Source organism: Pseudomonas sp. NCHU5216 (assembly GCF_052156495.1).
Taxonomy (GTDB): Bacteria; Pseudomonadota; Gammaproteobacteria; order Pseudomonadales; family Pseudomonadaceae; genus Aquipseudomonas.
Window position 1 is genome coordinate 20,596 of record NZ_JBQLIX010000016.1, and the last position, 22,021, is coordinate 42,616.

The following is a 22,021-nucleotide window of genomic DNA, read 5'->3' on the forward strand; positions in this document are numbered from 1 at the left end:
GCATCCACCTGCTCTGCGCGTCTTGCGCTGCAATTTTGATGGCTGCAGTTTTAGGCAAGGATTTGCCAGTAATCGACTAACGCCCCGGTGTGTCCATCACTAATCTCTGTAGTCATCGCGCTGCTCTCGGCTCGAACGCATGCATCAGCCATTTCACCGGTGCCAACAAGTCAGTCAAGGAGCGAGAGATGTCCAGTAAATGGCTGCCTCGCTCACGTTTTTTGAGGTGCCCTGCAGAAGCGGTGGCGGCGCGGCGTTCTCCGGGCCGCAAGCAACGCCCCATGTATTGCAGCGAAATGCTGCCGGTCTGTACTGATTCAATTCCAGGAGGTTGCCATGAGCATCATTCACCGTATGACCGTTCGCGCCCGTCACGATCGTTCGACCCGGTTGGGGCAGTGCCTGGCTCGGCTGGACGAAGTAGGTCGAAGCATTCCCGGTTGTCAGCACCTGCGGATTTTCTCTTTGCGCTGTGATCCGCTGACCTGGCAGGTCGAGGGGCAATGGCGCTCGGCCGCTGCGCGAGACGCCTTTCTCGGCAGCGAAGGCCTGCGTCTGGTGTTGGCACAAGCGATAGACGAAGCGCTGTTCACCCATCTCGAATGTGCCATGGAATTGCACCGGCAGGTCGCCTGAGGTTGCCTCCGGTTAATGTTCCACGGGGCTTTCAAGCCGCTCGGCTTGCCTTTGTGAATTTATCTCTATAGATTTTCATGAAATTAATTTTAAATAATTTCATGAGTCGTTCATGTTCCATCAGGCCAATCAGCACGTCGACAGCTACTACGCCGCCACCTGTGCGGCGCAGCTGACGACCTACCCGACACTGCAAGGCGAGCGGCGCTGCGATGTGGTGGTGATTGGCGCTGGCTTCAGCGGCTTGCATACGGCCCTGCGCCTGGCAGAGGCAGGCAAGCGGGTGATCCTGCTGGAAGCCAGTCGGGTGGCCTGGGCGGCTTCCGGGCGCAATGGCGGGCAGGCGATTCTAGGTTGGTCCTGCGACATGCCGCCGCTGGAAAAGGCTCTTGGTCTGGAACGTGCGCGCCGTCTATGGGACGGCATGGCCTGGGCTGCGCGGGAATTGCGCGAGCTACCACAGCGCCATGGCTTCGACTGCGATTACCGTCGAGGGCACTTGTGGACGGCGGTGCTGCCACGACGCGTGGCGCTGCTGCATGAGTGGCAGGAACAGGCCGCCTACAAATGGGGGCATCGCGCGCTGCAGTTCGTCTCCCGCCAACAATTGCCGCAATGGGTCGCCAGCGAGCGTTACCAGGCCGGGCTTTACGACCCCGAGGCCGGGCACCTCAATCCGCTCAAATTAGCACTCGGCCTGGCCGAGGCCTTCGTCCGCGCCGGAGGGCAGATCTTCGAGCAGAGCCGCGCGCTGAGCCAGGACAAGCAGGGCGCGGGCTACCGCGTGCGTACCGCGCAGGGCAGCGTGCAGGCCGACAACCTGGTGCTGGCCTGCAATACCTATATCGACGACCTGGAGCCACGCCTTGCCCGGCGCATCCTGCCGGTCGGCACCTACCAGATCGCCACCGAACCGCTGGGTGCCGAGCGGGCCGAGGCGTTGCTGCCGCGCAATGCCTGCGTCACCGACAACCAGTTCGTGCTCGATTATTTCCGTCGCACGCCCGATCACCGCCTGCTGTTCGGCGGCGGCTGCACCTACCTGGGCGGTTTGCCCAAGGATATGGCAGCGGCCACGCGACCTTTCCTCGAACGCGTTTTCCCGCAACTGTCGGGCGTGGCCATCGATTTCGCCTGGGGTGGGCATATCGATATCACCCGTGCGCGCACGCCGGATATCGGCGGCGAAAACGGCCGCTACTGGCTGCAGGGCTTTTCCGGCCATGGCGTGTTGCCGACCCTGGCCGCAGCCCGCGCGGTGAGCGACGCCATTCTCGGTGATGACGAGGAACTGTCCCTGTACCGGCAACTGCGCAACCCCGACTTCCCCTTCAACGAACACCTGGCTGCGCCTCTGGAGGCCATCGGCAAGGCCTGGTATCGACTGCGAGACAGCTTCTGACATGGACAGCGCCGAGATGAATCAGAATCTGGAGATGGCGGCCCTGGCCGTGCTCATCCACGATCTGCGCAAGCATAAGAAGGTCACCCTCAACGAGCTGGCCGAGCGTATCGGCCGCTCGGTGGGCTTTCTCTCGCAGGTCGAGCGTGGCCTGTCACGCCCCACGGTGGCGGATCTGACCGCCATCGCCGAGGCGCTCGACGTGCCCACCACCTATTTCTACAGCTTGCCCAAGCCCAAGGCGCTGGACTGGGTGACCCGGCCCGACGAGCGCCGCACCCTGTACCTGGCCGGAGGCATCACCGACATCATGGCTTCGCCGACGCTGCAGGGCGCCTTCATGGTGGTCGACAGCCTGCTCGAGCCCGGCGCCAGCAGTGGCGAGCGGCAGATGAGCGACCGCTCGGAGCAGGCCGGCTACGTGCTCGAAGGCCAATTGACACTGTGGCTGGGCGAGGACGAAGAGAGCGCCACCCTCTACCCCGGCGATGTTTTCCAGGTGCCGAGCTATGCGCGCCTGCGTTATGCCAACCAAGGCGACACCCCGGCGCGGGTGTTGTGGATCTATACCTGACCTCCCGTAAAGCGGAAATAACCCTAATGAACGCCACCCGAGTCGAGCTGCTCGATGAAGTCCGTCAATTTCGCCAGGCCCACCCCGAGGTGCGCTTCGTCGACCTGATCTGCCTGGATATCCCTGGGCATTTTTATGGCAAGCGCTACCCCATCGAGATGCTGGAGAAGGTCGCCGCCGGCAGCGCCCTGAAACTGCCGCAGAACTGCGTGCTGCTCGGCGCCCAGGGCGGACTCTACGAGATCGGCGACTACTGCTTCCATGACGGCGACCCGGACGCACCCCGGCGGCTGATCCCCGGCACGCTCAAGCTGGTGAGCTGGGAGCGCCAGCCGCTGGGGCAGATGCTGATCAGCTCCGACGGCACCGAAGCGCCCATCGAATTCGAGCCGCGCGAGGTGCTGGCGCGCGTGGTGCAGCGCCTGGCCGCGCGTGGCATTCGCCCGGTGGTAGCCTTCGAGCTGGAGTTCTACCTGTTCGACAAGGCGCTCAAAGACGGTTTGCCACAGTACCCGCGCGATGACCTTAGTGGCGATGCCGACGACCAGCCGAACATGCATATCGAACGGCTGTCGCGCTTTGCCGAGGTGCTCGACGACATCAGCGAGACCGCGCGCCTGCAGGGCATCGACACCACGGTGATCACCGCCGAGATCGGCCCCGGGCAGTTCGAGATCAACTTCAGCCACAACGCCGATCCCATGCAGGCCGCCGACTGGTCGGCGCTGTTCTGCCGGGTGACCCGTGGCGTGGCGCTCAAACACGGCCATCGCGCCAGCTTCATGGCCAAGCCCTACCTGCAGTATCCGGGCAGCGGCATGCACATCCACGTCAGCCTGTACGACGAGGCCGGTGACAACCTACTGGCCCGTGATCAGCAGCGCCCGTTGCGCCATGCCGTCGCCGGTTGCCTGGAACTGCTGCCGGAGCTGATGCCGATCTACGCGCCGAACCACAACAGCTACCGCCGCTTCGGCGCCCAAGTGAACTCGGCGAGCAAGGCCAGTTGGGGCTTCGAGGATCGCGACGCCTGCGTGCGCATTCCCGAATCGGACACGCGCAACCTGCGCCTGGAGTTCCGCTTGCCGGGCGCCGATGCCAACCCCTACCTGGTGCTGGCGGCGCTGCTAAGCAGCATCGAGCAGGGCCTCGACGCCCAGGTCGAGCCCATCGCACCGCTGAATGACGACCGCGCCAGCGGCGTCGACTTTCCCAAGGACATGCTCGACGCCGTGCGCCGTATGCAGGCCAGCGAGCGCGTCGCCGCAGGCCTCGGTAGCGAGTTCGTCATGGTCTATTGCGAAAACAAACGCCAGGATCACCTGGCCTTCATGCACGACATCAGCCCGCGCGAATACCGCTGGTACCTGTGATGTCCCGAAGCTAAGAACCTGCTCACGATCTTGCGAGCTAGAGATAAACGGTGGCGAAATCGCCCGAAGAAGCGGAGTTTACGAGCTGTAAATGAGCATTCTTAGGGGATTTCAACGCCGTTTAGCCGACGCGCAGCAGATCGTGGGCTGGTTCTGAGGAGGCGATATGAATAACTCGAAAACCGCACACTGGCAGGCTCTGAGCCAGGCCCATCACCTGGCGCCGTTCAGTGATTACAAGCAACTGGCCGAGAAGGGCCCGCGCATCATCACCGAGGCCAAGGGTGTGCACCTGTGGGACAGCGAGGGCCACAAGATTCTCGACGGTATGGCCGGGCTGTGGTGCGTGGCCGTCGGCTACGGCCGCGAGGAACTGGTCGAAGCTGCTGCGAAGCAGATGCGCCAATTGCCCTTCTACAACACCTTCTTCCAGACCGCCCACCCGCCGGTGCTGGAGCTGGCCCATGCCATTTCGCAACTGGCACCGGCTGGCATGAAGCATGTGTTCTTCACCGGTTCGGGCTCGGAGGGCAACGACACCATGCTGCGCCTGGTGCGCCACTACTGGGCATGCAAGGGCCAGCCGAGCAAGAAGATCATCATTGGTCGTGATAACGGCTACCACGGCTCCACCGTGGCCGGTGCCAGCCTCGGCGGCATGAAGTTCATGCACGAGCAGGGCGACCTGCCGATCCCGGGCATCGCTCATATCCCGCAGCCGTACTGGTTCGGTGAAGGTGGTGACAAGTCGCCGGAAGAATTCGGCATCTGGGCTGCCGACCAGTTGGAGCAGAAGATTCTCGAACTGGGCGTGGACAATGTGGCGGCTTTTATCGCCGAGCCGGTGCAGGGTGCCGGCGGCGTGATCATCCCGCCGGAAACCTACTGGCCACGCATCAAGGAAATTCTCGCCAAGTACGACATCCTGTTCGTCGCCGACGAGGTGATCTGCGGTTTCGGCCGTACCGGCGAGTGGTTCGGCAGCCAGTACTACGAGCTGAAACCCGACCTGATGACCATTGCCAAGGGCCTGACCAGCGGCTACGTGCCCATGGGCGGGCTGATCGTCAGCGACAAGGTGTTCGAGGTGATCGAGGCGCACGGCGACTTCAACCACGGCTTCACCTATTCCGGCCACCCGGTGGCGGCGGCGGTGGGCCTGGAAAACCTGCGCATCCTCAAGGAAGAGGGCATCGTCGAGCGGGTCAAGGCCGAAACCGCGCCCTACCTGCAAAAGCGCCTGCGTGAACTGGCCGATCACCCACTGGTGGGCGAAGTGCGCGGCCTGGGCATGCTCGGTGCCATCGAGCTGGTGCAGGACAAGGCCACACGCAAGCGCTTCGCCGGTGATGTAGGTGTGGGCATGGTCTGTCGTGGCCACTGTTTCGACAATGGTCTGATCATGCGCGCCGTGGGCGACACCATGATCATCGCGCCGCCTTTGGTGATCAGCCAGGCGGAAGTGGATGAGCTGGTGGAGAAAGCGCGCAAGTGCCTGGATCTGACCTGGGAACAGGTGCGTAATCTGGTGTAGCGCGTCGAGGTGCGCGCAGCGCATCCTACAGGTGTCTCGGCTTGCTCGACCGTAATAAGGCGCCAGCCAAAGGAAACCCCGCCACCGTTATCCGGTGGCGGGGTTTCGTGTTTTCGGGGCGGGCTCAGACGATGGTCAGGGTGACATCGATATTGCCGCGGGTGGCATTGGAGTAGGGGCAGACGATATGCGCGCGATCCACCAGGGTCTGCGCCGCGTCGCGATCCAGGCCTGGCAGGCTGATGCGCAGTTCCACTTCGATGCCGAAGCCGGTAGGGATGGCGCCGATGCCCACGCTGCCTTCGATGAAGGTATCTGCCGGGATGCTCAGCTTGTCGCGAGCGGCGACGAACTTCAGGGCACCGAGGAAGCAGGCCGAATAGCCAGCGGCGAACAGTTGTTCCGGGTTGGTGCCGTTGCCGCCAGCACCGCCGAGTTCTTTCGGGGTGGTCAGGGCGATGTCCAGCACGCCGTCAGAAGAAACGGCGCGGCCTTCACGGCCACCAAAGGCTTCAGCGGTGGCACGGTAGAGAACGTTTTCGATGGTCATGGCGGTAATCCTCGCAGGTTCGATAAAAGGATGGGTGGTTCGCTAATGTCTTGTGCGCTAACCGATTCCATGGAGATGAATGTATTGCGCAAATATTTTGTGCGCAAGTTAATTTTCAGGAGTATTTAGCTATAAGGCTTGCTTGTCGATGGAATAAGCAGATGCCACGAGGCCTGCAGGCGGAGGGTAGGGTGCGCTATGCGCACCACGCGGTTCCCATAGCGAGCGCGTCTGGCGCCGATGCAGTCTGGTGTAGCGTCAGAGGGCGTCTTGCAGGTGACGGCGCAGCTCCACCAGGCCGTCGCGCAACTCGCCGAGCTGTTGCAGATTCAGGCCGGTGGCTTTGAGGATGCAGGCCGGCAAGGCCTTGGCTCGCTCGTGCAGGGCACGGCCCTGATCGGTGAGGTATAGCTGCACCACGCGTTCGTCTTCGCTGCTGCGTCGGCGTTGCAGCAGGCCCTCGCTCTCCAGGCGCTTGAGTAACGGGGTGAGCGAGCCTGGGTCGGTGAGCATGCGTGCGCTGATCTCGCTGACGGTGATGCCTTCGTTTTCCCACAGCACCAGCATGGCCAGGTACTGTGGGTAGGTGAGACCGAGCGCCTGCAACAGGGGCTTGTAGGTCTTGGTCATCAGCAGCGAAGTGGAATAGAGGGCGAAGCAGAGCTGGTTGTCCAGCATCAGCTCGGCGCAGGGTTCCACGGGAGAGGTCATGGCAGAGGCCTGTGAAATCTAGGAGCGCTTACGTTAGCGCGCTAATCATCGTTGCGCCAGAGATCGGTGCGGGCCGGCCCGCACCGGGTAAGGCTCAGCCGCAGGACACGCGGGTGATGACGCCCTGATCATCGACATTCAGGTTCAGGCGCTGACCGTTGTATTCCAGGGTCACCACGCTGCGTGGGGTGAGGATACGTGCGCTGCTGGCACCGGCCTCCTGGCGGGCCTGCTCGAGCAGTTCGGCGCTGGCGGTCTGGCCCTTGAAGTGCTCGGCGGCGGATGAGGTGCAACTGTCAGGTGTGGGGCCGCTTGGGGCGGCGGCAGGCGTCGGTTTTTCAGCGGTGCTGCTGCAACCGGCAGCGAGCAGGGTGGCTGCGAGGATGAGGCAGAGGCGGGTGTTGAGGTTCAATGCGAGGCTCCTTGGGTTACTGCGCGCCCTCCAGGCGCGCCAGGCGTTCTTCGAGTGCGGCGATACGCGCTTCCAGTTCGACCAGACGATCGTCGTTAGGTGCCGGGGCTTCGCTGCGACTGCTGGGACGGCTGGCCAGCAGGCTCTCCAGGTCGGCTTGCTCGCCCAGCAGGTGCATGTAGCGATCTTCGCGCTGGCCGCTCTGGCGTGGTAACAGCACGACCAGGCCGCGACCGATCAGGCGCTCCAGTTGGTGCTGGATCTCTTCGACGTCATCGAAGTCGTGCATGCGGTTGCTGCGGGTGAGCAACTCGTTGAGGGTTTGCGGGCCGCGCAGCAGTAGCAGGCCGAGCAACGCGGTCTGTGGTTTGACCAGCTCCAGTTGCTTGTCGCAGCGCTGTTCCCAGCGGTCGGCGCGGCTGCCCATCACCAGGTGCACCAGCTTGCGGCCTTCCAGGCTGCGCAGGTAGCGCCCGACCTCGCCGGTCTCCAGGGTCATCAGCGGCTCGCGGCTGGTCTTCTGGTTGCAGGCCAGTTGCACGGCGTTGAGGGTCAGCGGGTAGCTTTCCGGGGTGGTCAGTTGCTTTTCGATCAGGCAGCCGAGGATGCGCACTTCGATGGCGTGTAGCGGGGTTTCGCCAACCAGCGGTGAGGGGGTGTAGGGCATGGCTCGATCCTGGGCAGTGATGACCTGCCTAGCCTAACGTATCCGTGCTCGGTCGGCAGGCTGCAATCTGTGTGAGGGCATGTCGGGGGCCTGTTCCTGCTCTGGTCTGGCCACATACACTGGCGGTGTCGAGCCTTCCCACTGCAACCAAGGCGCCTGTATGAGCAAGAGCGTGGAATTCTTCTTCGATCTGGGCAGCCCGGCATCCTACCTGGCGTACACCCAGTTACCGGCGCTCTGTCGAGAAAGCGCTGCCCAGCTACGGTATAGGCCGATGCTGTTGGGCGCCGTATTCCAGGCCACCGGCAATGCACCGCCCATGATGATCGCGGCCAAGGGTTTGTACATGGTGCGTGACCTGGCGCGCTTCGCCGAGCGCTATGGCGTGCCGTTGCGCTTCAACCCACATTTCCCGATCAATACCCTGGCCCTGATGCGCCTGTTGCTGGCGGTGCAACTGCATCAGCCCGAGCGTTTCGAGGATGTTTTGCATCTGCTGTTCGAGGCTATCTGGGTGGACGGGGCGAATATGGGTGATCCGCGCAAGGCGGCCGAGGTGCTGGGCAGCGCTGGCTTCGATGCCGCCGCGTTGCAGGCGCAGGCCAGTGAGCCAGTGGTCAAGGAGGCGCTCAAGGCCAACACCGCCGAGGCGATCAAGCGCGGCGTGTTCGGCGCGCCGACCTGCTTCGTCGAGGGAGAAATGTTCTTTGGCCAGGATCGGCTGGATTTCGTTCGTGACGCACTTTGCCGTTGAGGCCCTGGCACAATGGCAGGCCTTTTTTCTGGCAGCGGAGCCCATCATGAACCCCGAAGCGCTGAAACTCCTGGTGACCCGCCGCATGCCCTATGGCAAGTACAAGGATCGGCTGATCGCTGATCTGCCGGGGCACTACCTCAACTGGTTCGCCCGTGAGGGCTTTCCCAAGGGCGAGCTGGGCCAGTTGCTGGCGTTGATGCAGGAGATCGACCACAACGGCCTCAAACCGTTGCTCGATCCCTTGCGCGAACGCTCGTAGAGAGCATTCGTGGCCCGGATGCAAGCCGGGAGGCGTTTCCGCTTCCCGCGGAGTTCATCCAGGCACCAGTTACACCTGTAGGGTGCGCCGCGCGCACCGACCATGCGCATGCAAAAAAACGCGGTGCGCACAGCGCACCCTGCCTCAATGCCAGTTGCGGCCGTGATCCAGCTTCTGATCCACCAACCATTTGCCATGGGCGATGGAGGCGCGCTGGGCCTTTTCCAGGTCGGTCATGAAGGCATAGTCCACCGGCAGGGTCAGGCGTTTGCTGGTCTTGCCGTCTGGTTCGGTGATCTGGCAGCCGCCGGCCCAGGGGGTGGGCAGGCCGGGGTGTTCCATGACCGTGGCGCGGATGGTGTGGTCGCGGTGGGTGCAGGTGAGTGCGCTCATGGGTGTGGCCTCCTCGATCGAGGCGCTGCCCTCGGTGTCGACGCCACACCGAGGTTCCAGCCGGGGCCAGTAGCGACGCCGCGTGGATGAGTGTGCGTCTGCCCTTAACCTTAGCGCAGATATGAACCGGCCGAGCTTGAGCCGATAAACGCGCAAGGTTGCGAGTTGGTCTGATTGTGCGGTGGTTTCGGTGTTGTTCGGGCCGACGTCCAGAGCGACAGACAGACAGGCAGAAATTGCCGATCCCGTAACGAGCAAGCAGCTCCGACAAAATACAGCGCAGCAAATGAAAGAGCCCCGCACTGGGCGGGGCTCTTTTGCTACAACGCTGGGATCAGGCCTGAACGACCGGGATCTGGGCGTTGGCCGCCGCTTCACGGAAGTCGGCGATCTGGTCGAAGCTCAGGTAGCGGTAGATATCGCCAGCCATGCTGTCGATATCCTTCGCGTAGGCCATGTACTCCTCGACGGTCGGCAGCTTGCCGAGAATCGAAGCGACCGCTGCCAGTTCGGCAGAAGCCAGGTACACGTTGGCGCCATCGCCCAGACGGTTCGGGAAGTTACGGGTGGAGGTCGAGACCACGGTGGAGTTGGCAGCCACACGTGCCTGGTTACCCATGCACAGCGAGCAGCCCGGCATCTCCATGCGTGCACCGGCCTTGCCGTAGATGCCGTAGTAGCCTTCTTCGGTCAGCTGGTGAGCATCCATCTTGGTCGGCGGCGACAGCCACAGACGGGTCGGGATACCGCCCTTGACCTTGTCCAGCAGCTTGCCGGCCGCGCGGAAGTGACCGATGTTGGTCATGCAAGAACCGATGAATACTTCGTCGATCTTGTCGCCGGCCACGGTGGACAGCAGACGGGCATCGTCCGGGTCGTTCGGGGCGCACAGTACCGGCTCCTTGAGCTCGGACAGGTCGATCTCGATGACTTCGGCGTACTCGGCGTCCTTGTCGGCTTCCATCAGCACCGGGTTGGCCAGCCAGGCTTCCATCGCCTGAGCACGACGCTCCAGGGTGCGGGCATCGCCGTAGCCTTCGCTGATCATCCAGCGCAGCAGGGTGATGTTGGACTGCAGGTATTCGGCGATGGCCGCTTCCGGCAGCTTGATGGTGCAGCCGGCAGCCGAACGCTCGGCGGAGGCGTCGGACAGCTCGAACGCCTGCTCGACGGTCAGGCTGTCCAGACCTTCGATCTCGAGGATGCGGCCGGAGAAGATGTTCTTCTTGCCTTTCTTCTCGACGGTCAGCAGGCCTTTCTGGATGGCGTAGTAGGGGATGGCATGCACCAGGTCACGCAGGGTGATACCCGGTTGCATCTTGCCCTTGAAGCGCACCAGAACGGATTCCGGCATGTCCAGCGGCATGACGCCGGTGGCGGCGGCGAAGGCCACCAGGCCGGAGCCGGCCGGGAAGCTGATGCCGATCGGGAAGCGGGTGTGCGAGTCACCGCCGGTGCCGACGGTGTCCGGCAGCAGCATGCGGTTCAGCCAGCTGTGGATGATGCCGTCGCCCGGACGCAGGGACACGCCGCCACGGGTGCGGATGAAATCCGGCAGGGTGTGGTGTGTGGTGACGTCGATCGGCTTCGGATAGGCAGCGGTGTGGCAGAAGGACTGCATCACCAGGTCGGCGGAGAAGCCCAGGCAAGCCAGGTCTTTCAGCTCGTCGCGGGTCATCGGACCGGTGGTGTCCTGGGAACCTACGGTAGTCATCTTCGGTTCGCAGTAGGTGCCCGGACGCACGCCTTCGACGCCGCAGGCCTTGCCGACCATCTTCTGCGCCAGGGTGTAGCCCTTGCCGCTGTCAGCCGGTTGTTCCGGCTTCTTGAACAGGTCGGAGGCGCCCAGGCCCAGTTCGGCACGCGCCTTCTCGGTCAGGCCACGGCCGACGATCAGCGGGATACGGCCGCCAGCGCGGACTTCGTCGAGCAGCACCGCGGTCTTCAGCTCGAAGGTGGTGATGACTTCGTCGGTGCCGTGCTTGCAGACCTTGCCGGCGTGCGGGTAGACGTCGATCACGTCGCCCATGTTGATGTTCGACACGTCGAATTCGATCGGCAGGGCGCCGGCGTCTTCCATGGTGTTGTAGAAGATCGGGGCGATCTTGGAACCGAAGCAGAAGCCGCCTGCGCGCTTGTTCGGCACATAGGGGATGTCGTCGCCGAAGAACCACAGCACCGAGTTGGTGGCGGATTTACGCGAGGAGCCGGTACCGACCACGTCACCGACGTAGGCCACCGGGAAGCCCTTGGCGCGGACTTCTTCGATTTGCTTCAGCGGGCCGATGGAGCCCGGCTCGTCGGGGACGATGCCATCGCGGGCCATTTTCAGCATGGCCAGGGCATGCAGCGGGATGTCAGGGCGCGACCAGGCGTCCGGGGCAGGGGACAGGTCGTCGGTGTTGGTCTCGCCCGGTACCTTGAATACGGTCAGGCTGTATTTCTCGGCAATCGCCGGACGCTTGGTGAACCACTCGCCATCGGCCCAGGACTGCAGCACGGCCTTGGCGTTGGCATTGCCGGCCTTGGCTTTCTCGGCGACATCGTGGAAGGCGTCGAACATCAGCAGGGTGTGCTTGAGTTGCTCGGCGGCGACGCTGCCCAGAGTGGCATCATCCAGCAGCTCGACCAGGGTGGCGATGTTGTAGCCGCCCTGCATGGTGCCCAGCAGCTCGACGGCGCGCTGTTGGCTGATCAGGGGGGAAGAGGCTTCGCCCTTGGCAACGGCAGAGAGGAAACCGGCCTTGACGTAGGCAGCTTCGTCCACGCCTGGCGGTACGCGGTTGGTGATCAGGTCTACGAGGAATTCTTCTTCGCCAGCCGGCGGGTTTTTCAGCAGCTCGACCAGGCCTGCGGTTTGTTCGGCGTTCAGCGGCTGGGGCACGATACCCTGAGCGGCACGCTCTGCTACGTGTTTGCGATAGGCTTCAAGCACAGTTATTACCCTCATCAGTGGTCCCAAAGGGTTGTCCGGGACGCGATCCAGATACCCACGAACCAGGCGCTTTTCGACTTTATGAGCCGATCAGCCGAGGTTTCATGAGTTTCTTGTAGAAGCTGCTTTCAAAGTTTTACGCCGGCAGGACGCGTTCTGATGAGGGCGCGCAGACGCTCGGGGGGACTCCAAGTGGCTGCGCCGCCATCGTACCTGCAGGATCGACTGTGCTCGTGACGCTTTGAAAACAGCTTCCAACGGACATTGGTGCCTTTACAAGGCGGGGCGATTCTAATGGAAAACGCGAACAAAGTTAAGCTGATGTCCTTGTCGCGACAGGCCGCTGAAAACGTGGGCGAGGCAGGCAATACAAGGCAAAAACGACCGAAAAAGCGCAGTTTAGTCGTTCTAAATGAGCATTTTGAGGCCGTTTTTAACGCAGTAGTGCCAACGCAGGTAGTTTTCAGTGGCCTGTCGGCAGGGGTGATCTGGATTAGACAAAGGGCTAAGATGCCAGGCCGTTTGTCTTCAGCTGTCGTCTCGTCATGTCCAATCAGCGCATCAAGACCCCTTGCGTGGGGTTGTGTTCAACCGTTTACGGCGATGTCGTGTGCCGGGGTTGCAAGCGCTTCCATCATGAAGTGATCAACTGGAACAGCTACAGCGAGGACGAGAAGCGCGCCGTCTGGACACGCCTGGAAGTGTTATTGGTACAGGTGATGACGGCCAAGGTGGAAGTGTTCGACGAGCAACGCCTGCGCGCTCAGCTGGAGCAGCGGCAGATCCGCTTCGTGCCGCAGCAGTCGCCGTATTGCTGGGCCTATCAATTGATCGCGCGCGGCGCGCGGATGATCAATCAGCTCGATGCCTACGGCATGGTCTTGCTCCCCGAGTTCCGCAACTGGACGCTGCCCGAACTGCGCGATGCCATCGACCGTGAGTTCTTCCTGCTCTCCGAGGCGCATTACGAACGCTATATAGCGCCGAGGTTCTTGCGCGAGGGGCTGGAAGTCCGCGTGTGAGAGGCGATGCCCGTAGCCCCGTAGGGTTCGGCTGCAGTGCCTTGTCAAAGCGCTGGTGCGCATGGCGCACCCTACGTCCAGGCAGTTCTTCGAGATGGGCGATGACTTCTCCGGCTTGAGCACCAGCCCCGTAGGGTGTCGCGGGGCCGCCTAGGCTATGCGCACCGTTTCCGGGTTCGGCTAGATTGCCTTGTCAAACCGCTGGTGCGCACGGCGCACCCTACATCCTAACGCTGGGCGACGAGCTCTTCGAGGTGGGCGATGACTTCATCCGGCTTGAGAACCAGCACGTCACTTTCCAGGGCGTCGAGTATGACCTCGGCGGTATTGCCGATCAGCGCGCCGGACAGCCCGGTGCGCGCCACCGTACCGATCACCGTGACGACGGCATCGAGCTGGTGGGCGACCTGCGGAATCACCACGTCAGCCGGGCCTTCGAGCACGTGCAGGCGCTCGTCGCTGATGTCGTACTCGGCCTGGAAGCTGCGGCACTGCTCGCGGTAGCGCGCCTCGATGGTTTCCTTGAGCTGAAAGGTGGGGTCGGCAGCCGACAGCATCGGTGTCGGGTGCGCGGTGGTCACGTGCAGGTTGCCCTTGGCCAGGCCGGCGATATCGTAGCCATGGCTGATGATGCCGGCGTGCAGGGTGCGATGTTCACCGTCGGCATTGCCGACATCCACGGCGGCGAGCACGTTGCCGCCGGTCCAGGGGCGCTCGGTCTTGACCATCAGCACCGGGCCCGGGCAGTAGCGCAGCAGCTTCCAGTCCTCGGGGGTGAGGATTGCCTTCTTCAGCGGGTTGTCCGGCAGGTGCTGCTTGATCACCAGGCCACAGCCCTCGGCCTGCTGCACGGCGATGATGGTCTGGTGCGGGTTGTCCTCCCAGGCCTGCTGGGTGGTGACCTTGAAGCCCTCCTGGCTCAGAGCGCCTTGCAGGTCTGCAAGCAGGGCGGCGTGATCGCCTTTCCTGTCGCAGACCAGCAGATGCAGGTGCGACTGGGTGACTCCCGCTATCAGTTTTGCCCGCTTCAGTGCGAGGCCTTCGGGGTGTTGAGGATCCACCACCACCAGAATGCTACGGATCGCTTGCATGGTCGTCTCCCTGGGAATTAATGGCGCTTGTCTCACTATAGGTGCGTCGCAGTCGGCGGCTCCTTGACCTGCATCAACGCTGTGCTGGTCGCCTGCTCCGTCACTCGTATAATGGCCCGCCATTTTCAACCTCGCCAGCACCGAGAGCGCTTCAATCATGATGTCAAATGCCCAGCATGTTCCGAGTAACGGCGCGGAATCTGTGTCTATCCTGCAAGAGATTCTCGAGTTCCTCGGCGGCGTCGCCACCCCTGACGCCTGGCTGGACGAAGCCCTGCGCCAGCAGGAGATCCTTCTGCTCGATCACCGCAACCTCGAGTACAAGGCGGCGCAGACCGCGCTGAGCCTCATGGGTCGCTACCTGACCAAGACCGAATTGACCGCAAGAATGTCGCGTCTGGCCCGTGAGGAGCTGGTGCACTTCGAGCAGGTGAGCAAGATCATTCGTGGCCGTGGCATCGAGGTTCGCCATGTATCGGCGTCGCGCTATGCCGCTGGCTTGCGTGCGTTGCTGCGTGGTGGCGAAGTGGAGCGGCTGGTGGATGTGCTGGTAGTGGGGGCCTTTATCGAGGCGCGTTCATGCGAGCGCTTCGCCGCTCTGGTGCCGCGACTGGATGCCGAGCTGGCCAAGTTCTACGCCGGCTTGCTGGAGAGTGAGGGGCGCCACTATCGCGGCTATCTCAAGCTGGCTTACCTGTACGGCGAGGCGGCCGATGTCGATGCACGCATCGAGGTGGTAAGGGCGGTGGAGCGGGAACTGATCACCTCGCCGGATGAGCAGTTTCGTTTCCACAGTGGCATACCCCTTTAGCAGGCTGTACTCAACAGGCACCAGCCGCTGTCGGCGGCGCTAGCGAGGCCTTGTCTCCGCGCAGGATGAGCAGCGCCAGCAGCACCAGCAGCAAGGACACGGCAGCCAGGCCGAAGAACACGCCCTGCAAGGAGCCGACCGTGTCGCGGACGTAGCCGGCCAGCAGGTTGCCCAGTGCGCCGCCCAGGCCAAAGGCGACCATGCAGATGCCGCTGATCTGCATGGTGGCGGTGGACGAGTAGCGGCGATTGACCCAGCCGGCGACTATGCCCCACATGGGAAAGTACATCAGGCCATAGCCGAAGCCTGCAAGCAGGGCCCAGCGCCCCGGATCCTGGGCAAAGGCCCACAGGCCCAGGGTGAAGCCGCTGAAGATCACCAGCAGCGCCATACCGTGACCCTTGCGGTCGGCCAGCCTGCCGATGAGCAGGCCGGCGAGCATGCCGCTGCCGCCGACCATCGCCCAGGTGTAACCGCCCAGCGTGGCCGGTAGGCCGAGTTCATCCAGATAGGTGTTGAGCCAATAGGAAAACGGCATGGTGGTGAACCCTACCAGCAGGCAGATCAGGCAGGCGATCAGGGCGGTGCGCTCACCGAGGATGACGGCCAGCAGGCGCCGGGGTGCAAGCATCGCCTCGTGATTGTTCTGCTGCGCTACCGGCATCTTCGGCAGGTGCCGCAGCAGGTGCCATGTGAGGCACACCACCAGTGCGCCGAACAGCGAGGCGAGCTGCCAGCTCATCTGCCAGCCGAGCGTCGGCACCACCAGCAGTATCAGCAGGCCGTTGATGGCATAGCCCCAGGCCGTGCCGCTGGAGGCGCAGGAGAGGTAGGTGGCGCGATCCTCGGGGCGGGCGCAGCGGCTCAATATCTCGACGATGCAGCCCCAACTGAGCGCGGCACTGGCCGCCAGGCAGGTCAGCACCAGGCTGATGGCGATGGGGTCGCGTAGCTGCGACATGCTCAACAGCAGGCCGCTGCAAAGAATACCGGTGAGCAGGGCCAGGCGGCTGGTGCCCAGGCGATGACCGAGCGCGCCGAGCAGCAGAGCGCCGCCGAGATAGGCCAACTGGGTCAGCGCGCCGATCGCCGCCAGTTGCCAGGCACTGAAGCCGATCGATGCCCCCATGAAGGGCAGCACGGCAGCGAACAGAAACATGCCGAATCCATGGCTGACGATCTGGTTCAGGGCGAACGTAATGGGCATCCGCATGGATTCGGGCTCCGAAAAGGTTGGCTGGGCGTCCGCGGGCAGCGGATGACGCCTAACATAGAGGCTTGCCAGAGTTCGCGGAAACGATAAATATTGATCGTCATCTTCAATAAAGCTGAATTCTGCGATGCGCGACCTACCCATAGCCCTGCTGCGCACCTTCGTAGTGGTCGCCGAGACGCTCAACCTGACCAGCGCAGCGCTGCGCCTGCATCGCGCGCCGTCGACCATCAGCATGCAGCTCAACCGCCTGGAGGCCCTGGTGGCCACCGAGCTGCTGCAGCGTGGGCAGTATGGTGTGCGGCTGACCTATGCCGGGGAGCAGTTGAAAACCCATGCCCAGCAGTTGCTCAACCTGCATGACCGCGTGCTGGGAAGCTTTCGCCATGCCGAGGTGGGCGGGCGGGTGCGCCTGGGCACCCATGACCAATACGCCACGCGTACGCTCACGCCGCTGCTGGAGGCGTTCGTGCTGAGTTATCCCGAGGCCAGTCTGGAGGTGCTCTGCGACCATCGCCCCGAATACCTGGCGGCATGCGTGGCGGAAGGCAGGCTGGATCTGGCCCTGGCGGAGATGCCTGTGGCTTCTGGCGGCGGTAGCCGGCTATTTCGCGATCAACTGATCTGGGTACGCACCGAGATGCATGCGCCGCACCAGCGCGCCCCCTTGCCGTTGGCGGTATTCGTCGAGGGCTGTCTGCACCGTGACTCGGCCTGTGCGGCGCTTGCCGCAGCCGGCATTCCGTACCGAATCGCCTTCGCCAGCCAGAGCCGCGCCGGCGTGCTGGCCGCCGTGCGTGCCGGGATCGGCGTGGGCATCATTCCTCGCTCGACGCTGGAACCTGATCTCAGCGTGATCGAGGAGGGCTTGCCGGGATTGCCCGCCACGGATGTCACCCTGTTCGTCGCCGATCAGGTCAACGAGGCCACCCGGCGCCTGGCCCAGACCATTGAGGAAAGCCCGCAGTACCGCCTGGCAGGCTGATCAGGCAAGCGGGAAGGGCGCCTGCTGCCAGTCCGTGCCGTCTATCTGCAATGCCCAGCCCTGGCGATCCCAGTCTCCCAGCACGATGCGCCGCGCCGCTTGGCCGTTCACGATCAGCTCATGCACTGCCGGCCTGTGGGTGTGGCCGTGGATCAGCGTACGCACGCCGTGCGCGGCCATCACCCGGATCACTTCCTCCGGCGTGACATCGACGATCTCGCTGGCCTTCATCCGCGTTTGCGCGCGGCTTTCGTTGCGCAGCTTGCGCGCCAGCTTCTGCCGGGTGGCGAGCGGCAGATTACGCAGGATCAGCAGTGATAGCGGATTGCGCAGCCAGCGGCGCAGCTTCATATAGCCGACATCCAGGGTGCACAGGCTGTCGCCATGCATCAGCAGCACCGGCTCGCCGCCCAACTGCACCAGGCTCGGATCCTTCAGCAACGTGCAGCCCGCCTCACGGCAGAAACGCTTGCCGATGAGAAAGTCGCGATTGCCATGCATCAGGTAGATACGCGTGCCGGCGTCGCTCAATTCACGCAGGGCTTTAGCGATCTCGCGCTGGAAGGGCGTCATGCCGTCGTCGCCGATCCACACCTCGAAGAAGTCGCCGAGGATGTACAGCGCCTCGGCCTGGCGCGCGCGCGTGGCGAGAAAATGCAGAAACGCCCGGGTGATGTCCGGGCGTTTCTCTTCGAGGTGCAGATCGGAGATCAGCAGGATCATCGACTTACTCGGCTACTACTTCAGCCTTTTCGATGATCACGTCTTCCACTGGAACGTCCTGATGGCCGGCTTTCATGGTGGTGGCGACGGCCTTGATCTTCTCGACCACGTCCATGCCTTCGACCACTTCACCGAATACGGCGTAGCCCCAGCCCTGCACGGTCGGGGCGCTGTGGTTGAGGAAGCTGTTGTCGGCAACGTTGATGAAGAACTGCGCGCTGGCCGAATGCGGCTCCATGGTGCGGGCCATGGCGATGGTGCCGACCTTGTTGGCGACGCCGTTGTTGGCTTCGTTCTTGATCGGTGCGCGGGTTGGCTTCTGCTTCATGCCCGGCTCGAAACCGCCGCCCTGGATCATGAAGTTGCCGATCACACGGTGGAAGATGGTGCCGTCGTAGTGGCCTTCCTTCACGTATTGCTCGAAGTTGGCCACGGTTTCCGGGGCCTTGTCGGCGAACAGGTTCAGGGTGATGGCGCCGTGGTTGGTGTGCAGTTTGATCATGATCGTATCCGTGATGAGGCAGATTCGAGCCGGTGGCTCGTGGGTGAACAGCCCTAGCAGGTTGGTATGCACCCTGTCAGGGGCTTGACAGGTTGGTTATGATACGGACTTTGCCCGATGCGGCCTACCCTGCGCCGCGCCAGTATTGTTAAGGACACCATGAGCAAGCCCACCGTCGAAAAAGCTGCCAACTTCCTGCGCCCCATCGTCCAGGCCGATCTGGACAGCGGCAAGCACGCCCAGATCGTGACCCGCTTTCCGCCGGAGCCCAACGGCTACCTGCACATCGGCCATGCCAAGAGCATCTGCCTGAACTTCGGCCTGGCCGAAGAGTTCGGCGGCCAGTGCAACCTGCGCTTCGACGACACCAACCCGGCCAAGGAAGACCAGGAATACATCGACGCGATCAAGGCCGACGTGCAGTGGCTGGGCTTCAACTGGGCCGGCGAGGAGCGCTACGCCTCCAATTACTTCGATCAACTGCATGCCTGGGCTGTCGAGCTGATCAAGGCCGGCAAGGCCTTCGTCTGCGACCTCAACGCCGAGCAAATGCGCGAGTATCGTGGCAGCCTCAACGAGCCGGGCAAGAACAGCCCGTTTCGTGACCGCTCCGTCGAGGAGAACCTCGACCTGTTCGCCCGCATGAAGGCCGGTGAGTTCCCCGACGGGGCCCGTTCGCTGCGCGCCAAGATCGACATGGCCTCGCCGAACATCAACCTGCGCGACCCGATCCTTTATCGCATTCGCCACGCCCACCATCACCAGACCGGCGACAAGTGGTGCATCTACCCCAGCTACGACTTCACCCATGGTCAGTCCGATGCCATCGAGGGCGTGACCCATTCCATCTGCACCCTGGAGTTCGAGGATCATCGCCCGTTGTACGAGTGGTTCCTGGCCAATCTGCCGGTGCCGGTACAGCCGCGCCAATATGAATTCGCCCGCCTGAACCTGAACTACACCATCACCAGCAAGCGCAAGCTCAAGCAATTGGTCGACGAAGGTCACGTCAATGGCTGGGACGACCCGCGCATGTCGACGCTGTCTGGCTACCGTCGTCGCGGTTACACCCCGGCCTCGATCCGCACCTTCTGCGACATGATCGGCGTCAACCGTGCCGGTGGTGTGGTGGACATCGGCATGCTGGAATTCGCCATCCGCGAAGATCTGGACGCCAACGCCGCGCGCGCCATGTGCGTACTCAAGCCGCTCAAGGTGGTGATCACCAACTACCCCGAGGGCAAGGTCGAGCAGCTCGAACTGCCGCGCCACCCCAAGCAGGACATGGGTGTACGCGTGCTGCCGTTCTCCCGCGAAATCTACATCGACGCCAGCGACTTCGAGGAAGTCCCGCCTGCAGGCTACAAGCGCCTGATCCCCGGTGGTGAAGTGCGCCTGCGCGGCAGCTACGTGATCCGCGCCGACGAAGCCATCAAGGACGCCGCCGGCAATATCGTCGAACTGCGCTGCAGCTATGACGAGAACACCCTGGGCAAGAATCCGGAAGGGCGCAAGGTCAAGGGCGTGATCCACTGGGTACCGGCAGCCGAGAGCGTCGAGTGCGAAGTGCGTCTGTACGACCGCCTGTTCCGCTCGGCCAACCCGGAGAAAGCCGAAGAGGGCGGTAGCTTCCTCGACAACATCAACCCCGAGTCGCTGGTGGTGCTCAAAGGCTGCCGCGCCGAGCCGTCACTGGCCCAGGCCGCTGCCGATGAGCGCTTCCAGTTCGAGCGCGAAGGCTACTTCTGCCTGGACAAGGATTCGCAACCAGGCAAACCGGTCTTCAATCGCACCGTGACCCTGCGCGATTCCTGGGGGCAGTAAATGGCACTGAGCATTTACAACACCCTGACCAAGACCAAGGACGCCTTCAAACCGCTGGTCGATAACCAGGTGCGCATGTACGTGTGCGGCATGACCGTCTACGACTTCTGCCATATCGGTCATGCCCGGGTGATGGTCGCCTTCGACGTGATCACTCGCTGGCTGCGCCAGCGTGGCTATGACGTGACCTACGTGCGCAATATCACCGACATCGACGACAAGATCATCAAGCGCGCCAACGAGAACGGCGAGCCGTTCGAGGTGCTGGTCGAACGCATGATCGCGGCGATGCACGAGGACGAGGCGCGTCTCAACGTACTGCGCCCGGACATCGAGCCGCGCGCCACCGGCCATATCGCCGGCATGCACCAGATGATCCAGACCCTGATCGACAAGGGTTATGCCTATGCGCCGGGCAATGGCGACGTGTACTACCGCGTCACCAAGTTCGAGACGTACGGCAAGCTGTCGCGGCGCAAGATCGACGAGCTGAAGATCGGCGCGCGCATCGAGGTGGACGAAGTCAAGGAAGACCCGCTGGACTTCGTCCTGTGGAAGGGCGCCAAGCCGGGCGAACCGAGCTGGGATTCGCCCTGGGGCAAGGGCCGCCCGGGCTGGCATATCGAGTGCTCGGTGATGTCCACCTGCTGCCTGGGTGACACCTTCGACATCCATGGCGGCGGCCCGGATCTGGTGTTCCCACACCACGAGAACGAAATCGCGCAGAGCGAGGCGGCCACCGGCAAGCAGTACGCCAACGCCTGGATGCATGCCGGCGCCGTGCGTGTGGATGGCGAGAAGATGTCCAAGAGCCTGGGCAACTTCTTCACCATCCGTGAGGTGCTGGAGAAGTACCACTCGGAAGTGGTGCGCTACCTGCTGGTGTCCAGCCACTACCGCAGCCCGATCAACTACTCGGAAGAGAGTCTCAAGGAGGCCAAGGGCGCCCTGGAGCGCTTTTACAACGGTCTGAAAGGCCTGCCGCAAGCCGCTCCAGCCGGTGGCGAGGACTTCGTCGAGCGCTTCGGCGCGGCGATGGACGACGACTTCAACTCGCCGGAAGCTTGCGCCGTGCTGTTCGAGATGGTCCGTGAGGTCAACCGCCTGCGTGAGTCGGACGTACAGGCCGCTGCCGGCCTGGCCGCCCAGCTCAAGCAACTGGCCGGCGTGCTCGGTGTGCTGCAACTGGAGCCCGAGGCTTTCCTGCAAGCGGGTGCAGCCGGCAAGGTGGATGCCGCGGAAGTCGAGGCCCTGATCGCCGCGCGCCTGCAGGCGCGTGCCGAGAAGAACTGGGCGGAAAGCGACCGCATCCGCGACCAGCTCACCGCCATGGGCGTGGTGCTGGAAGACGGCAAGGGTGGCACCACCTGGCGCCTGGCCGAATAAGCTTCATGCCCAACGACCAAGGCCGCTTTGCAGCGGCCTTTGTCGTTTCTGCGGCTGTGTATCCCCCGACGTAGGGTGCGCTGTGCGCACGCGTAACCTGGATGCAATTCTCCGCCATGGTTCCCGGATTTTATCCGAGCTACGGAGGGGCGGTGGTGCGCATAGCGCACCCTACCGATTACGGCTCGATTGCCCCGAGCAGCACGTAGGGTGCGCCGTGCGCACCAATACTCCTGACCATGGACATAGCCGTATGCAATC

22 protein-coding genes are annotated in these 22,021 nt (G+C 63.2%); 12 read left to right on the plus strand and 10 right to left on the minus strand.

All coding sequences use genetic code 11. The features are described from left to right. Positions 1–336: 336 nt before the first annotated feature. From ACSVIK_RS13225 to ACSVIK_RS13245, 5 genes are all read left to right on the plus strand, one after another. Positions 337–636 carry an antibiotic biosynthesis monooxygenase gene (locus tag ACSVIK_RS13225; protein ID WP_442444765.1) on the plus strand — a complete coding sequence of 100 codons (300 nt, stop codon included), beginning with the start codon at positions 337–339 and terminating at the stop codon, positions 634–636. Positions 637–748: 112 nt separating this feature from the next. Further along, positions 749–2,038 carry an NAD(P)/FAD-dependent oxidoreductase gene (locus tag ACSVIK_RS13230; RefSeq protein ID WP_442444766.1) on the plus strand — a complete coding sequence of 430 codons (1,290 nt, stop codon included), beginning with the start codon at positions 749–751 and terminating at the stop codon, positions 2,036–2,038. A gap of 16 nt (positions 2,039–2,054) precedes the next feature. Next, positions 2,055–2,612 (plus strand): helix-turn-helix domain-containing protein, encoded by a 558-nt coding sequence (locus ACSVIK_RS13235; RefSeq protein WP_268183733.1) that lies wholly within the window; start codon positions 2,055–2,057, stop codon positions 2,610–2,612. A gap of 26 nt (positions 2,613–2,638) precedes the next feature. Continuing rightward, positions 2,639–3,985, plus strand: a complete 1,347-nt coding sequence (locus ACSVIK_RS13240; RefSeq protein WP_442444767.1) for a glutamine synthetase family protein — start codon at positions 2,639–2,641, stop codon at positions 3,983–3,985. A gap of 166 nt (positions 3,986–4,151) precedes the next feature. Continuing rightward, on the plus strand, positions 4,152–5,519 hold the full coding sequence (locus ACSVIK_RS13245; protein WP_442444768.1) for an aspartate aminotransferase family protein: 1,368 nt from the start codon (positions 4,152–4,154) through the stop codon (positions 5,517–5,519). A gap of 124 nt (positions 5,520–5,643) precedes the next feature. Here ACSVIK_RS13245 and ACSVIK_RS13250 read toward each other — a convergent pair whose 3' ends face one another. From ACSVIK_RS13250 to ACSVIK_RS13265, 4 genes are all read right to left on the minus strand, one after another. Continuing rightward, positions 5,644–6,069, minus strand: coding sequence for an organic hydroperoxide resistance protein (locus ACSVIK_RS13250; RefSeq protein ID WP_442444769.1), 426 nt, complete (start codon positions 6,067–6,069; stop codon positions 5,644–5,646). A 258-nt stretch (positions 6,070–6,327) separates the two neighbouring features. After that, positions 6,328–6,780: a MarR family winged helix-turn-helix transcriptional regulator gene (locus ACSVIK_RS13255; RefSeq protein ID WP_442444770.1), complete on the minus strand. Its 453-nt coding sequence runs from the start codon at positions 6,778–6,780 to the stop codon at positions 6,328–6,330. A gap of 94 nt (positions 6,781–6,874) precedes the next feature. Then, entirely contained in the window at positions 6,875–7,192 is a 318-nt protein-coding gene (locus ACSVIK_RS13260) for an I78 family peptidase inhibitor (RefSeq protein WP_442444771.1), read from the minus strand. 16 nt (positions 7,193–7,208) lie between these two features. After that, positions 7,209–7,859 (minus strand): YceH family protein, encoded by a 651-nt coding sequence (locus tag ACSVIK_RS13265; RefSeq protein ID WP_442444772.1) that lies wholly within the window; start codon positions 7,857–7,859, stop codon positions 7,209–7,211. Between the two features lie 160 nt (positions 7,860–8,019). Here ACSVIK_RS13265 and ACSVIK_RS13270 point away from each other — a divergent pair, with 160 nt between their 5' ends. Beyond that, positions 8,020–8,613 carry a 2-hydroxychromene-2-carboxylate isomerase gene (locus ACSVIK_RS13270; protein WP_442444773.1) on the plus strand — a complete coding sequence of 198 codons (594 nt, stop codon included), beginning with the start codon at positions 8,020–8,022 and terminating at the stop codon, positions 8,611–8,613. Positions 8,614–8,659: 46 nt separating this feature from the next. Then, on the plus strand, positions 8,660–8,875 hold the full coding sequence (locus ACSVIK_RS13275; protein WP_268183748.1) for a DUF3820 family protein: 216 nt from the start codon (positions 8,660–8,662) through the stop codon (positions 8,873–8,875). A gap of 144 nt (positions 8,876–9,019) precedes the next feature. Here ACSVIK_RS13275 and ACSVIK_RS13280 read toward each other — a convergent pair whose 3' ends face one another. Further along, on the minus strand, positions 9,020–9,268 hold the full coding sequence (locus ACSVIK_RS13280) for a hypothetical protein (protein WP_268183750.1): 249 nt from the start codon (positions 9,266–9,268) through the stop codon (positions 9,020–9,022). A gap of 334 nt (positions 9,269–9,602) precedes the next feature. Next, a complete protein-coding gene (gene acnB / locus ACSVIK_RS13285; protein ID WP_442444774.1) occupies positions 9,603–12,203 on the minus strand; it encodes a bifunctional aconitate hydratase 2/2-methylisocitrate dehydratase in 2,601 nt (866 codons plus the stop codon). Positions 12,204–12,748: 545 nt separating this feature from the next. Here acnB and ACSVIK_RS13290 point away from each other — a divergent pair. Beyond that, positions 12,749–13,225, plus strand: coding sequence for a DUF1289 domain-containing protein (locus tag ACSVIK_RS13290; protein ID WP_442444775.1), 477 nt, complete (start codon positions 12,749–12,751; stop codon positions 13,223–13,225). 227 nt (positions 13,226–13,452) lie between these two features. Here ACSVIK_RS13290 and ACSVIK_RS13295 read toward each other — a convergent pair whose 3' ends face one another. Then, positions 13,453–14,316 carry a universal stress protein gene (locus tag ACSVIK_RS13295; RefSeq protein WP_442444776.1) on the minus strand — a complete coding sequence of 288 codons (864 nt, stop codon included), beginning with the start codon at positions 14,314–14,316 and terminating at the stop codon, positions 13,453–13,455. A gap of 157 nt (positions 14,317–14,473) precedes the next feature. On the opposite strand from ACSVIK_RS13295, the gene ACSVIK_RS13300 reads away from it, so the two are divergent. Further along, positions 14,474–15,127, plus strand: a complete 654-nt coding sequence (locus ACSVIK_RS13300) for a tRNA-(ms[2]io[6]A)-hydroxylase (protein WP_442444777.1) — start codon at positions 14,474–14,476, stop codon at positions 15,125–15,127. A gap of 10 nt (positions 15,128–15,137) precedes the next feature. On the opposite strand, the gene ACSVIK_RS13305 is transcribed toward ACSVIK_RS13300, so the two are convergent. Further along, entirely contained in the window at positions 15,138–16,340 is a 1,203-nt protein-coding gene (locus tag ACSVIK_RS13305) for an MFS transporter (RefSeq protein WP_442444778.1), read from the minus strand. A gap of 127 nt (positions 16,341–16,467) precedes the next feature. Here ACSVIK_RS13305 and ACSVIK_RS13310 point away from each other — a divergent pair, with 127 nt between their 5' ends. Beyond that, entirely contained in the window at positions 16,468–17,325 is an 858-nt protein-coding gene (locus ACSVIK_RS13310; protein WP_442444779.1) for a LysR substrate-binding domain-containing protein, read from the plus strand. On the opposite strand, the gene lpxH is transcribed toward ACSVIK_RS13310, so the two are convergent. Beyond that, on the minus strand, positions 17,326–18,048 hold the full coding sequence (gene lpxH, locus ACSVIK_RS13315; RefSeq protein WP_442444780.1) for a UDP-2,3-diacylglucosamine diphosphatase: 723 nt from the start codon (positions 18,046–18,048) through the stop codon (positions 17,326–17,328). It abuts the gene before it with no gap. 4 nt (positions 18,049–18,052) lie between these two features. Then, positions 18,053–18,550, minus strand: coding sequence for a peptidylprolyl isomerase (locus ACSVIK_RS13320; protein ID WP_442444781.1), 498 nt, complete (start codon positions 18,548–18,550; stop codon positions 18,053–18,055). A gap of 159 nt (positions 18,551–18,709) precedes the next feature. Here ACSVIK_RS13320 and ACSVIK_RS13325 point away from each other — a divergent pair, with 159 nt between their 5' ends. Continuing rightward, entirely contained in the window at positions 18,710–20,374 is a 1,665-nt protein-coding gene (locus ACSVIK_RS13325) for a glutamine--tRNA ligase/YqeY domain fusion protein (RefSeq protein WP_442444782.1), read from the plus strand. After that, a complete protein-coding gene (gene cysS, locus ACSVIK_RS13330; protein ID WP_442444783.1) occupies positions 20,375–21,760 on the plus strand; it encodes a cysteine--tRNA ligase in 1,386 nt (461 codons plus the stop codon). Positions 21,761–22,021: the final 261 nt, after the last annotated feature.